11 protein-coding genes are annotated in these 14,000 nt (G+C 60.6%); 7 read left to right on the top strand and 4 right to left on the bottom strand.

Annotation, left to right across the window (positions count from 1 at the left end; all coding sequences use genetic code 11):
• Positions 1-1,297 precede the first annotated feature (1,297 nt).
• Positions 1,298-1,684, bottom strand: a complete 387-nt coding sequence (ble, locus tag IQ16_RS12265; RefSeq protein ID WP_018641422.1) for a BLMT family bleomycin binding protein — start codon at positions 1,682-1,684, stop codon at positions 1,298-1,300.
• A gap of 354 nt (positions 1,685-2,038) precedes the next feature.
• On the opposite strand from ble, the gene IQ16_RS12260 reads away from it, so the two are divergent.
• The 4 genes from IQ16_RS12260 (at position 2,039) to IQ16_RS12245 (ending at position 5,382) form a co-directional block, all read left to right on the top strand.
• Positions 2,039-2,206: a hypothetical protein gene (locus IQ16_RS12260; RefSeq protein WP_018641423.1), complete on the top strand. Its 168-nt coding sequence runs from the start codon at positions 2,039-2,041 to the stop codon at positions 2,204-2,206.
• 468 nt (positions 2,207-2,674) lie between these two features.
• Positions 2,675-3,349, top strand: a complete 675-nt coding sequence (locus IQ16_RS12255) for a response regulator transcription factor (protein ID WP_018641425.1) — start codon at positions 2,675-2,677, stop codon at positions 3,347-3,349.
• On the top strand, positions 3,346-4,758 hold the full coding sequence (locus IQ16_RS12250; protein ID WP_018641426.1) for a sensor histidine kinase: 1,413 nt from the start codon (positions 3,346-3,348) through the stop codon (positions 4,756-4,758). The genes IQ16_RS12255 and IQ16_RS12250 overlap by 4 nt, the downstream gene beginning before the upstream one ends.
• Positions 4,759-5,061: 303 nt before the next feature.
• Positions 5,062-5,382, top strand: a complete 321-nt coding sequence (locus tag IQ16_RS12245) for a hypothetical protein (RefSeq protein ID WP_026311752.1) — start codon at positions 5,062-5,064, stop codon at positions 5,380-5,382.
• 237 nt (positions 5,383-5,619) lie between these two features.
• On the opposite strand, the gene IQ16_RS12240 is transcribed toward IQ16_RS12245, so the two are convergent.
• A complete protein-coding gene (locus IQ16_RS12240) occupies positions 5,620-7,944 on the bottom strand; it encodes a TonB-dependent receptor (protein WP_018641430.1) in 2,325 nt (774 codons plus the stop codon).
• Positions 7,945-8,328: 384 nt separating this feature from the next.
• Entirely contained in the window at positions 8,329-8,925 is a 597-nt protein-coding gene (locus IQ16_RS12235; RefSeq protein ID WP_018641431.1) for a cytochrome b, read from the bottom strand.
• A 561-nt stretch (positions 8,926-9,486) separates the two neighbouring features.
• Here IQ16_RS12235 and IQ16_RS12230 point away from each other — a divergent pair.
• Positions 9,487-10,158: a response regulator gene (locus IQ16_RS12230; RefSeq protein ID WP_018641432.1), complete on the top strand. Its 672-nt coding sequence runs from the start codon at positions 9,487-9,489 to the stop codon at positions 10,156-10,158.
• On the top strand, positions 10,148-11,536 hold the full coding sequence (locus IQ16_RS12225) for a sensor histidine kinase (protein WP_018641433.1): 1,389 nt from the start codon (positions 10,148-10,150) through the stop codon (positions 11,534-11,536). Before IQ16_RS12230 ends, IQ16_RS12225 begins: the two co-directional genes overlap by 11 nt.
• Before the next feature lie 274 nt (positions 11,537-11,810).
• On the opposite strand, the gene IQ16_RS12220 is transcribed toward IQ16_RS12225, so the two are convergent.
• A complete protein-coding gene (locus IQ16_RS12220) occupies positions 11,811-13,037 on the bottom strand; it encodes an aminotransferase class III-fold pyridoxal phosphate-dependent enzyme (protein ID WP_018641434.1) in 1,227 nt (408 codons plus the stop codon).
• Positions 13,038-13,266: 229 nt separating this feature from the next.
• Here IQ16_RS12220 and IQ16_RS12215 point away from each other — a divergent pair, with 229 nt between their 5' ends.
• Complete coding sequence (locus tag IQ16_RS12215; protein ID WP_018641435.1) at positions 13,267-13,989, top strand: GntR family transcriptional regulator; 723 nt, start codon at positions 13,267-13,269, stop codon at positions 13,987-13,989.
• Positions 13,990-14,000: the final 11 nt, after the last annotated feature.

Genomic DNA, 14,000 nt, shown 5'->3' with positions numbered 1-14,000 from the left:
TGCCGCGCTCTCCCGGGAGCCGAGTTCGTTCTGGCCTCCCTCACTCCCGCGAAATTCACCGGCACCGCGCCGGTTGACGCGATCACCGCCTCCGCAAGAGCTTGACCGTAGCAACGACGGCCAGGACCACACGGTTTTTCCGTACGCGCGGCCCGCCATTTCGCCGCAGTATTCCCAGCTCCGTCGACGGAGCCGAAAACTTACAGACGAGACGAACCTGTCAGCGCCGTTCGTCCACGCGAAGCCCTGGGCACGGAGAGCAATCCGCCCTGCCCTGGCCATTCGCGCCCGACGCTGCTGCGTCCACCGCAAACCCGGCTCGCGAAAATGACGACCACACAATCGCCCCTCAAGGATGAGCCGGGATGGGCGACACATACGACAAATCCGAATTCCGGTAAAGCGAAATATTTTTGCGGGGGAGGGTTGACGGAATGGAGGGTGTTTTGCCCGACAGGCAAGGCAACGGCTCGTAGCCCGGCCCCAATCGACACCGAGACTCCGAATTTCGCTGCGCCAATTTAGGCGCAATCATCGAGACTGGAGCTGGGTCACGGTTATCGAGGCAGCCGTCTCATGCAGGCGTAAGCTGAGCCTGAATTGAAAGGTGTAATGCGGCGGTAATCTCGCCCGCCGACTGTTTGCTTCCTTTCAAGTTGCTGACAGAGTTATGATGACAGGCGCAGATCGATGCGGTGAGGAGAGTCGGGGTACTCCGGTTGGGTTTTGGCTGATCGCTTCCATGACAGGGGGCCTGATTGGTGTGGTCGCGGGACATCGCATATCGCCGCTCACCGCCGCGATAGCCGGCTGCCTTATCGGATCTTTGCTTGGATGGTGGCTGCGGTACGAATGCAGCTTGCTTGAGGATGATGAATGAGGGATCGGTTCGTTGACAGCACCGCTTGGTCCGACAGGCGCGCCTGGGAGAACTGGCGAAGTCGCAGCCATGTTGCGGGTATGGTGCTCACCGGCACACCGTTCTTGTTGTCCGGGATGATCGTCGGCCTTTTCCTGAGCGGGCAGTTCACGAGTGCAGGTCTGGCCTACGTGAGTCTTATCGTGTCCGGTGCTTTCGGATTTTGGCTCTGCGGTCTTTCAACGCCGCTGAGGACGCACGACCCAAGAAGATAGATCCCTCCGATGCACGCAAGACTCCGACCGTGCAAATTGGAGGCCGATCTGTGCACGACGGCGCCTCACTCGCCGATATCGTGACTCGAGCTGCAGCCAACAGGGCGTCAATGGAGGCGCCTGGATCGCAAAGACGTTCCGACAACTGCCCCGGATGCGCTCGTTAATGCGTCGCCGGGGATCGCGCAGCTCGATTCTGGATCAGACGCAGGAGCGTTCCATCCAGATCTATCAAGGCGCCCATTCGTCCACCCCCATCCTGCTCTTCGGGCGGATGAAGGCGGGGATAGCCGCTTCCCTTCTCTTCTAAGCCGGCCGACTTGCACAGCTCGTAGAACTCTGAAAGCTCATCGAGCCTCAGACAGCAGCTGAACCAGCTGGCCAGAGGGTCCAGGCCAGGATGCGCAAAGAACTCCAGCACCACCCGACCGCGATTCAGAATCATCCACTCATCGTCTCGGTACGCAAGGGTAAAGCCGAGCCGCCGATAGAATTCCTGCGTGCGATCGAAGCTGCGTGAGGGTAGATTGGGAATGGCGAGGTCGTTCATTCAGATCACTCTGGGTTTGACGCGCATATCAATCGCTGCGAGGCGCAGCGGGCGGCCTGCCGGCAGATTTTTTCGACCCCTTATCGCCTGGATCGTTGGCCGTGAGCCCAAATGAGCGCGGCCAACCTGACGCGATCCGGCCCGGAAACAATAGACGGCGCCAGTCGAGCCCCACTGCAGGCCGCTCGGAAGTGCGGGGCTGGCGTCACTCGCCGAACGGCCTGCATCTGGCGATGCGCGCAGAGCAGACTAGCGCGACCGCCGAACCTGCCCGGATCGAATGTCAATTTCGTCGTCGCACATTACGGATAGATTACGGAGCTCGCGATCGTATGGGAATTCAGGCACCGGACGATGGACGGCCTCGTCGTCGGTCTGGGTCTATCTGTGGTGCGCGCTATCGCGAAGGCCCATAACGGCCTGGCCACATACAAGGCATCTGCGACCGGCGGCTCAATTTTTGAGATTATTCTGCCTCTCAATGGCGTCAACGATGCCGCGATCCCGGTCGATGCAGCCTGATAGCGGCCAGAGAATAGCATTCAGCCTTTGACGGGTCTCATTGCGCGAACAACCACACCCTCCGGGAGCGAAGATCGACGGAGATCACGTAATACGTCTGCAATCGACATTCGCCAGTCAAGGGGACGGTCTCGTTTCGACAGGGGCGAGAGGGTGTTCTGGCATTCGATGCGGCTCCCCTCTTTGGGCTCCTGGCATTGAGGTAGCGAATAGGGCTCTGGCGCGAGCCGCCTCGGTTCGTTCGCAAACCCCATGATCCAGCCTGCAATGTCAGAGGGTTCTTCTTTGGTTAACGAACGGTCGCATGGAGTTGGATGACGGAGGCAAAGAATGGCCTATTTTCGAAGCCTGTGGCGCGCAGCTCGGCGACAGGCCGACCGGGAGCCAGCCCAGCCGACAGATGGCGGTAATCCTATTGTAATGTTACAGTCATCCTCCAGTGCGCCAGGATCGCCGGAGGAGTTTCTATTGCGACTACTTGTCATCGAGGACGATGAACAGCTGGGACCTTGGTTGAAATCTGAGCTGGCCGGCGCCCTGGGTGGTGCAGATCTCGTCACAACGCTTGACGAGGCTTTGGCGGCGATCTCAGTGCGTCAATTCGACTTGATTGTGGTCGACAGACGTTTACCCGACGGCGACGGCGTCGAGCTGCTTGCGCGACTGAAGCAGTTGCAACCGCGGCCCGGAGTGCTCGTTCTGACGGCGCTTGACGATCCAAACGACATAGCGCGCGCGCTTGACGCCGGAGCTGACGATTATTTGGCCAAGCCTTTCGAACCGATCGAGCTGATCGCGCGCGCCAAGGCGGTCATCCGTCGGCTTCAATTGGATCAAAGAGGCAGGGTAACGGTTGCCAACCTGATGTTCGATTCCACGTCAAGGATGGCTTATGTCGACGGTGAGCCACTCCTCATCCCACGGCGCGAGCTTGCCTTGCTGGAAGCGCTCGCGCGAAGATCCGGGCAGGTCGTTTTGCGGGACACGCTGGAAGCAGCCGCCTACAGCTTTGACGACGAAATCCAGTCGAACGCAATCGATGCGCACATCTCACGATTGCGAAAACGCTTGCGCGACAATGGTTGTTTAGCGAGCATCAAGCCATTGCGTGGACTGGGCTACCTCTTGTGCGACACCAGATGAACCGCATCCGCGGCTCGATCACGCTCATCGCAGCAGCGCTTTTGAGCGTTGTGATCGCCGTTGTCCTAACATGTGTGTTGATCCTGCAGTTCAGTCTTTTGGACGACGACGGCATCTTCGCACATTCAGACGCTGCGACGGCAATCAAGGCCGCGATTGGTCGCGACCAACGCGGAGAGTTGATCATCGATGAGAATAGTACGAAGGCAGCCAAGGTGACGCCAACGCTCCTCGAGTTCAAACGCATGTTTTCGGGCTTTTGGTACGTCATCTCCGATGGCCGGAGCGTGATCGAGTACGGACCAGTGCCTAGACGTGTCTTGGCAGGCTTGGCTAACGAGCAGAAGAAGTCGTCGTTTTCCGAATATGCAGTGAACGATACATCGATGCGGCGCTCCCTTTCGGCGGTGGTTGACCAAACGGATGCCGGCGAGATTCTGATCGAGGTCGGCGGAGCCGCCTATAGTCAGTGGCAGATGTTTATTGCCACGCTCCAGGATACTTCATACATAAGGATACCTATCCTCATCGTGCTCGTTGGCACAATTCTAGCTGCAATCGTCATTGTGCCAATGTTGATCGCGCGCCCCGTGCGCCGCGTCGCGGTCGCAGCCGAATTGATCGACGGAACGCGCGAGGGTGTCCGCTTGCCCGAGAACAGCGCCCCGTTAGAGCTCGTCCCGATGGTCAGCGCTTTCAACCGGGCGCTCGGGCGCATTGATGCGACCACCTCGGCACAGCGTCGCTTTCTGTCCAACGCAGCGCACGAATTGCGCACGCCGTTGGCACGGGCGCGGACACGGCTGGAGGGAGTCGATGACAAAGCACTGAAAGCAGCGCTCGTATCCGACCTGCAATCGCTGTCTTCGATCATAACTATGCTCCTGCAACTGGCGCGTCTATCCTCGGCGCCGGCCCAGGAAACGGAAATCGATCTCGTCGCAACAGCGAAGCGAATCGCCGCAGAACATGCGCCCAGCGCCTTGGACTCCGGCGTTGAGATCGAATTCTCGGCTCCGGGCGGGTCCATCAAGACCTACGGATCCGACCAGGCGATCAGGATTGCGCTCGCCAATATCATTCGCAATGCGCTGCGGCATTCCCGGGAAGGTCAGCAGGTTTTAGTGGAGGTGGAGGCTCCAGCGACGGTGCGCGTGATCGACCGCGGCCCAGGAATCGCACCAGGCGACCGATCTGCGGTATTTCAACCTTTCGTACGCGGCCGTCAGGATGGCGATGGCACGGGACTTGGTCTGGCAATTGTCGCGCAAGTGATGGCTTTGCACAAAGGGCTGGTGGAGATTGACGATACGCCTGGCGGCGGCGCCACGATCGTCCTGAGATTTCCACCGGTTGAAGTGTCGTCAAATCCGGCTCGCCACTGCGAGCACGAAAAAGCACCCACCTAATCTGGCCGCATCGACATAGCCGGCGATTGGACTTGAGGGTGCAGCGCACCCCCGGCACGCTGCGCGGTCTGGAATTTCGGTCGCACTGACTCGATGGCGTCCCACTCATCGTCGACGAACTTGTGGCGCGTGTTAGCGACTTTGAGCTGCGTCGTTTTCATGCGCCAAAGTCGTCACTCGCAGGCATGCCACGGATGACCGTTGCGGCAAACGTGCGCAGCAGGGACTGCGTAATGTTATGGCAATGCTCCAGGCCCAGCGTCCCAGTATGACTAACGTCGTCCTCCGACAAAAGGAACTGATATGAAGAAGCCAGCATTGATGGGAGCCGCGGCCCTGATCGCTATGATCTCGTTGTCGCCAACACGCGCACACGCAGGCGATGGCGCAATCGCGGCGGGCATCATTGGCGGCCTCGCAGTCGGCGCACTCGCGGGGAGCGCGATCGCGAATCCGCATCGGGCCCCTGTCTATGTCTATGATGGCGCCCCGGTCTATCGGCCGAGGGTTCGCGTCTACAGATATTACGAAGCGCCCTATTACTCCGGGTACGATCATGATTCGGACTATGGCTACTCGTCGGGGTATCGTGACGGCTACAATGACGCAGCGTCGGACTGGTGAGGCTGAGGACGCCGTCGCGAATGGCGCCCCTGCGGCCGACCATCGCCATCGGATCTGACGATCACTGGGTCGTCAGTGCCTCCGCCGTGTAGCCCCGCCCCCCTGAGGATCTACCTCCTCGGTCAGGATCAGGCATGTTGGCGAAAGGAGGCAAACCTGCATATCCACCAGGAACTGTTCATGCCGCGCCCCCGGCGGGGCACACCTATGAGCATCGCCGGAGGGTAGGAGCAGCGATTACATGTCCACGGTCATCGACAGGAGATAGGTGCGCGGCGCTCCCAGGTAGAACGTTCCGAATGAAGCCACGCTGGACCAGTAACTCTCACCGGTCACATTCTGGATGTTGGCGCGGAAAATCGTGTTCTTGCCGTTGATGGTCGTCGTGTAACGAGCACCGAGATCGAGCCGCGTCCAATCCGGGATCGGCTGCTTGTTCGCGGAATCGACGAACTGCCTGCCCGTGTAGATGACTGCCCCATTCAAGGTGAGCCCCCTCATCCACGGGAGATCCCATTCGGCTCCAAGATTGGCCTGAACGTTCGGAACGCCGATCGGCGTGTTGCCCACGTTCGCCGCGACGGCGGTCTTCGTCAGGGTGCCATCCAGCAGCGAAATGCCTCCGAGGACACGAACATCGGGCATGAGTTCGCCGAAGACGTTGAATTCGAGCCCACGCACCTGCGTTTCGGCGGTCGCCGCGAAGCGCCCGGCCGACAGTTCGCCGCTCGCCTTCGATATTTCGAAAGCGCTGAAGGTGGTTGCGACCCGCCCGAAGTCCACCTTGATGCCGGCCTCGTACTGCTTGGCGATGTAGGGCGAAAGCACTTCGCCGGAATTGGAAACACCCGACTGCGTCGGCGCGATATCGCCCCGGCTCAGGCCTTCGATATAGTTCGCATACAGGGAGACGTTTTCCAGGGGCCGGACCACGAGGCCGGCGACGGGCGTGGTCGCGCTCTTGTCGTAGGAGTTCAACGGCGTCCCGACATTGGAGACATAGTTGTTCACCTCGATACCCTGGCGACGGACACCCAAAGTCAGCAACACACGCTCGTCGAGCACGGACAAGGTGTCGGCAATCGAGAGCCCCGTGAGCTGACTGTCCGAGAGCCGAGGGCGCCCGGGGATCTCATTTGCGAACTGTGTTGGCGCTACCGTCGGACTATAGATGTTCGACGCGACCGGGCTGCCATTGGTGAGCCGCCGGTACAGCTCGTCGTGATAGACCGAGGCCTGGACGGCGACGGCATGATGGACGAATCCGGTATCGAAGCGGGCGCGGACGCCGCCATCATACGTGTGCCGATCGATGCTGAGCCCAAAGAATTGCGGCGTCGAGGTGGTGTTGCCGCTGGCGCTGGTGATCGTCGGGAGACCGAAGAACCGCTCGACGTTGGTCCGCGATCCGCCGACATCGGCGAACAGTGTAACCCGATCGCTTACATCATATTCGTTGCGCCACAGGACAGACTGATCGTTGATGCGCGACCATTCCCAGGGTTGCGTCACGTTCAGCCGGGCGTCCGGTGCCTTTGGTACTTGCAGGCCGGGGGCCATGAGGAATGGACGTGACGGAGCGTCGAAGCGATCGGTTTGGGCGATGAGGTAGAGCCAGGACCTGTACCGTTCGCCCTGATAGTCGAGGGCCAGCGATCCGACGCCCGTCGTCTCGGACTGGCGGTCAATCGGCGTGTCGCCGTCGCGGAGACTACCACTGGCTCGCACGCCCCATTCTCTGCCGTCGCCGTAACGCCGCGCAACATCCCAGTGGCCGCCAAATCGTGCGGTCGAACCGTAGCTCGCAGTTAGGCGGGTCAAGTCCTCTTCCGCGCGCTTAGGCACGACATTAATGACGCCGCCAACGCCACCGTTTGGCGCAATTCCGGAGAGCGCGGCCGAGGGACCCTTCAGTACTTCGATGCGTTCGACGTAGTCTGTGAAGATGCGGTATGTCGGCGCGATCCCGTAAAGGCCCTCGAAGGCGAACTCACCGTTGTTGCCTTCATTGATCGGGAAACCACGAATGTTGAATGAGTCCACCACACCGCCCGTTGGGTGGGAACTTCGCACCGAAGGATCGAGGATCAAGGCATCCGCACCCGTCGCCGCCTGCTGATCCCGGATCAATTTGTCCGTGTAACTCGTCACGTTGAACGGTGACTTCATTGTGTCGGAGTTTCCGAGCAGTCCCAGCCGCGCGCCTCGCGCAACCTGGCCGCCTGCAAAGGCAGGCGCAACACCCGACCGCGACGGCTGCGATTGCGCCGTGACGGTTTCCGGTTGCGGAGCGCGAGGCGCCGCGGTGCGGCGTGGAGCTGATCGGACCCGGGCCGCATTTCGATTGATCGGTGCGCGGCGGAGCGACTGCTGCGTCGGAGCATCGACGGTGACGGGCGGAAGGGAGGTGGCGTCTTGCGGCGTTTGGGATCGAGCAGGCGATTCGAACCACGCCAGCAACGCCACTCCACCCAGCAGTTTCGCACCCAAGCGAACCACCGTCCCAACCTCGCCCGCACGTCGCATTTCCAGAAAGTCCCTCAACGGCAGCACTTCGCCCAACGTGAAATAGCTCCACGCTCGGCCTGCAACGACCTATGGATCGAAGATCGAATCTCCGCGTCCGCGCTCGGCCGACACTCATCGCCCGCGCTTCAGCTCCTCTGCAGACTCACATTCGGGTCAATTGCCTACGTTATTATCGGCAACGTCCGATCGCTCTTCATCTGCATCGCTTCCTTAAAAAGACGCCATCGCGACCGCAACTCAAATGCGTGCGCCACGACTTAGAATCTCTCGATCATCTACGACTCGAGTCAGCGGGCTCGCCACGAACGCAGTCAAACTGGATGCGACAAAATGCGCCAGATGCTCGGCATCAAATTGAATAGTCGGCCGCTCGACTTATGAAGCGCGCTGCGTCGGACGAGCGACGGCGATCCCTGGCTAGCTGTGCCCTGCGGTTGACGAGTACGGCAGCATGCGGACGAGAATCTTGTCACGGCGAACCAGGTGATGAAACAGGGCCGCAGCAATGTGCAGGCCGACGACAGGCCAGGCGATCCATTTTCCGACGAGATGATGAATGGCGTCGACAGGCGGCTCGAACGCTTCCCAGCCGATCCCGCAGGTGACCTCGATCCAGGCGAACAGCGCCGTTTCACGAAAATTCGGTACCTTGAACAGCCCAAAATCGGTATCGGCATCCGTGCCGATATAGCCGGTGAGTGGCATCAGGATCATCAGTCCGTAAAGCCCCCAATGCGCCGCCTGCGCAATTCGCTTCTCGAGCTGCGAAGTCTGCGCCTCCTCCGGCTGTACGTTCAGCAGCCGCCAGTACAGACGCGGGACAACCAAGACACCGACGAATATCCCGAGCACCCAATGGATGTTGAGCACCGGCAATGAGTCCGGCGAGCTGTCGTCCAAAAACCAGATGACGTAGTAGACGACGACATAAGCACCGATGAAAGCGGCGGCGACAGTCCAATGCAGGAATTTGGCCAAAGCGCCGAATTCCTGCTTCGTGTTCTTCCATTGCATTGCGCGATCTCCTTGCGGCCCGCCGTCTTCTTACGCCATCGCGTCGATCGCTCGAACCGACCCGCCGACGCGCGCTCTTCTACGCGGTCAGGGTCGCGAATGGTAAACCTGCGTCGAAGCAGCAGACGTGGCGTCCCATTTCGCCATGCCGTCGGCAGTTTGGGCGCTGGCCTGATGGGGCGCGGCGTTCGCCTAGATTGTGAATGAACCTGAACCTTTTGCTGGAGAGTACGCTGGGCGCCATGTCTGACGAGCAGGTAGAGGCGCACCTCTGACGCACTTGCGATACGGAGGCGCTGTCCAAGCAGTCCGCGATTTGTCGTTCAACAACGACGTTCGAACGCTCGAGGGGCGGGAATACTTCCCGACCATCGAGGGACTTCTTCCCTAAGATTGCGATGGTGTCGGCTCAGCGGTTGTCCTCTGCTGTGCGTGAGCGAGCATCGACACCGCACCGTTTAGAATGGAGTCAAATCGCGCGCCTCGGCGGAAGCCGCGTAATGTTACGATAATGTATCGGTAATGGTTGGACCGCACCGTTGGGCATCGGGGGCGGATTCAATGCGGGTTTTGGTAGTTGAGGACGACCCAAAGCTGGGACCCTGGCTATGTGATGTCCTTGCCGATGTGTTCGGTTCATCCGACATCGTGAGAACGCTGGATGAGGCGCGAGCAGCCGTGGCTGTTCGGCCCTTTGACCTCGTCGTCATCGACCGTGGCCTTCCCGACGGCGACGGACTCGGTCTTCTGACGGACTTGAGGCGTCAGCAGCCAAGCCCTGCGACGTTGGTCCTCACGGCACTCGATGAGCCGGCCAAGGTCGCCCGCGCACTCGACGAGGGGGCGGACGATTACATGTCCAAGCCTTTCTCGCCGGTCAAGCTGATCGCGCGTGCGAGAGCCGTCCTTCGTCGTCTGCTCCTGGACAAGGGCGCGATCGTTACAATCGCCAATATGAGCTACGACATCGTCAACCGTGCGGTATGCGTCGATCGGAAGCCCATCATGGTACCAAGGCGTGAGCTGGCAATTCTGGAGGCCATGGTGCGCCGCGTCGGCTGGGTTGTTGAGCGCTCGACCCTGGAGCTCGCTGCCTACGGCTTCGAAGACGAGATTCAATCCAACGCAATCGAAGCTCATGTCTCTCGCCTGCGCCGGCGTCTTCGTGAAGCCAGGTGCAATGTGACGATTCGGCCGATCCGTGGCCTTGGCTATGTGTTGAATGACGAATAGCGGCGCGAATTGGTTCGGCTTAAGCCGCATTTTTCGCTCGATCACGTTGACGGCAGCAACGTTGATCGGCGTTGTGACGACCATCATGTTGGTATGTGCCGCGGCTTTGTTGATCCGCTTGGGTGGCGACGACGATGGCACGTGGGCCGCCGCCAACGTGGCCAACACTTTGGCCGCAGCTGCAGCACGAAACGACCAGGGGCAATTGATCATCACGCAAACGCCGAAGCTGCAGGAGATCATTAGCGAATTCCCGTCGTTCTGGTATGTCGTATCCGACCAGACATCGGAAGTATCCGCCGGACCGGTACCCATATGGCGACCGCGAAAATCCGAATCGCAACGCAACGGAACGAGTTTTCTTGCATTTGCGATTGATGGCGACACGAGAAAGCTCAAGAGGATCACCGCCTCGAGAAATACGCCTGTCGGAGAGATCTGGATTGAAACGGGCGGCGTGGCTTACACCGCCAGACAACTCGTGCTTGGGACCCTCACCGAGGCGACGATCGTCGTGCTTCCAATCCTTCTCCTGCTGATGACAACCGCGCTGGCGGCCCTCGTCTTCGTTCCGGCGCTGATCGCTCGTCCAGTCCGCGCGGTTGCGGCGGCGGCGGAAACCATCGATGGCGTACCCGATGGTCGCCGCCTGCCCGAGGAGAACGCGCCGACGGAATTGTTGCCACTGGTTCTGGCGTTCAATCGCGCGCTCGCGCGCATCGACAACGCATCGAAGCTGCAACGGAATTTCTTGTCGAATGCCGCCCACGAGCTTCGAACACCGCTCACCAATGCACGTACCGCGCTCGAACAAATCCCGGACGCCGCACTCCGCGCCAGGGTCGTTGCAGAAAACGAAAAGTTGTCGGCGATTGTCACGATGTTGCTCCAACTCGCACGCATTTCCATGGAGCCAGCCGAGTTGACCAAAGTCGACCTTGTCGCGCTCACGCGACGAATCGCAGCTGAACATGTGCCGATGGCCTTGAAGAACGGCAGCAGCATCGTATTCACAGAACCTGGACATCCTGTTTCGGCCTTAGGCTCCGAGACCGCAGTTGCAATCGCGCTTTCGAATCTGATCCGAAATGCCATACATCACGCGGAATCTGATCGGCCCATCCTCATCGAAGTGAGTGAACCCGCGCGCATTTGCGTCATCGATCACGGCCCCGGCCTCGGATTGTTCAAGCCCGACGCTTCGTTTGAACCATTCAAACGCGGCAATACAGCAGCGCAAGGCATGGGACTTGGTCTCTCGATCGTCTCTCAAGTCATGACCACCCATAACGGCGGCATTCGGGTGCAAGAGACGCCAGGTGGCGGGACGACCGTCGAACTGAATTTCCCGGCAATGCGTGATCCTCCCGAACTCTGAGGGCGGAACTGTCCAAAGGAATCCAGGCGCGACCTGCCATCCATGGATAGGGCCTGCCTAGACGACCGGCCCATCGATGTCAGCGCCGTGGGGTTTGGCGTAACCGTCATCAGTATTCATTTTCAGATTTTGCCTGGCTATACGGAGAGGAGCCTGGCTTGGGCACTTCGCGCGGCTCGATGGTCCGCCAGAACGACCGTTCGTGCACGACACACGAAGAGCTGTTGCCCCTGCATCGACGGACGGCTCAACCTGGAGCCGGGCGCGACGCGCGTCAAAGTGCTGCAACGACGGAAAAGCCGTGTTCTGCCGCGTCGAGTGCCGCGGCGATGTCCGCTTCGCTATGGGCGGCGCAGAGAAACATATTGTGCTTGGGATGGAAGTACACGCCCCGCGCAAGCATCGCGTTACAAAAGGCAAAGCCCTTCCGGCAATCCGGATCGTCGTCGAACAGAAGAGTGGGCATTTGAACAGGGCCTGATTGACGAATTGACAGGCCGAACTGACGCGAACGCGTTTCGAGGCCCTCACGGAGTAATTGCCCGAGGCGCGCCAACCGCGCCGGCACATCGTCCCTGCGCACGACCTTCAATGTCGCCACGGCGGCTGCCATCGCGACGGCGCCGGCCCAGAATGATCCGGTGACAAAGACCTGGGACGCGGCGTCGCGGAGCCGATTGGCTCCGGTGACAGCCGCCAAGGCGTAGCCATTCGCGATTGCCTTGCTCCAGGCGGACAGGTCGGGGCGGACACCCAACCCTTCCCAGCTGCCCGCGGCATTCAGGCGGAAGCCTGCGCGGACCTCATCGATGATCAGCGCCGCGCCCCTGCCGTCACAGATGCGGCGCGCCGCGCGCGCGAACTCTGCGGTCGGAAGCTGCTGGTCGAACCCAAAGTCGTGCCGGAACGCCGAGACCAGGATGCCGGCGAGATCATCACCAGCGGTCTTTGCCGCAGCCTCGAGACTCTCGACGTCATTGAAAGTGAAATAGACGAGATGCGCGCGATCCTCCGCGGCCACACCGAGCAGCGAGGGTGAGCACCACGGCACAGCCCCATGATAAGCCCCCTTGGCGACGAGGATCTTTCGTCGGCCCGTCGCGGCCCTCGCGATGGTGACGCACGTGGTCGTCGCATCGGTGCCGTTCTTCTGGAACTGGGTCCAATCGGCATGGCCGACCATATCCACCACGAGCTCGGCCAACTCGACCATGACTTCGGCCGGGCCGTTCAGGCAGTCGCCGTCACGTCGCTGGCGCTCGGCGGCTTCCTCCACTTCGGGATGGTGATGGCCGAGCAGATTGGGGCCCCAGCTACACATGAAGTCGACATAGCGGTTGCCGTCGACGTCCCAGAGCACCCCGCCCTCGCCCCGGCGGAAGAATTGCGGATAGGCGTCCGGCAGCTTGGCCGCATGGAGATGGCCCCACATCCCGCTTGGTACGACCTTGTTCGCGCGTTCGCGCAGCGCTGCGTCCCGTGTTCGGCTCAGTTCCGGCATGACGGCCTCTCCTCGGCTTTCGAGATGATATATCATATATTGCGCGGCATATTGCAAGCGGCGGTCATCTCGGTGTGTGCAAAGGACGTCTTAAGGACGGAGCGCGGGGCGCTTTCGCGTCGATCAGCACATCGGCGGATAGTTTGGGCCCGGCGGCCTATATTATATATAAAGTGGATTCGAGTGGTTGGCGGGTCGGCCTGCGCCGGCCGCGCCTTGAGGGACCGAAATGAGCGACGTCGAACAGAAGCCCGGCGAGAGCGGCGTTGGCCCCGTCGCGCGCGATAGCCTGACGAGCCTCGTCTACAACAATCTGCGCCAGGCGCTGATGGAGGGCCGGTTCTGGCCGGGCCACCGCTTCAAGATCCGCGACCTCGCGGCAACCATGAACGTCTCGGAGACGCCAATTCGCGAGGCCCTGATGCAGCTCGTGCGCGGGCGCGCTCTCGAAATGCAGGCGGGGCGCTCGATCATGGTCGCCCACATGACGGCCAAGCAGTATATCGAGCTCAGGACCGTCCGGCTGTTTCTCGAAGGCCTCGCCGCGGAACACGCCACGACGCGCATTTCCGAAGCCGGCATCGACAAGATGGAGGCGATCCATCACGAGCTGATCAGCGCTGAAAAAGAGCACCGGTGGTCCGACGCGGTTCGTGCCAACTGGCAATTCCACCGCGGCCTGTACGACGGATCGGGCCTTCCGGAGGTGCTCGCCATTCTCGACGACATCTGGATGCGCAACGGTCCGTTGTTGAATTTCCACTACCCCCATGCGCCGCCGATCTATCCGAACGAGCATCAGCACTTGTCCGTGCTCAACTATTTGCGACAACGCCGTCCCGACAAGGTGCGGGAAGCGATTCAGGCCGACATGATGGAGGGCGGCCAGAATCTCGTGCGTCTCCTGGAAAAACATGGCGGCACGCGCAACATGACGCCGGGAGAGGATTGATCTCAGCTACG

The organism is Bradyrhizobium huanghuaihaiense, from assembly GCF_007830635.1.
Classification (GTDB): Bacteria; Pseudomonadota; Alphaproteobacteria; order Rhizobiales; family Xanthobacteraceae; genus Bradyrhizobium; species Bradyrhizobium huanghuaihaiense.
This window is presented reverse-complemented; position numbering and strand designations above follow the sequence as displayed.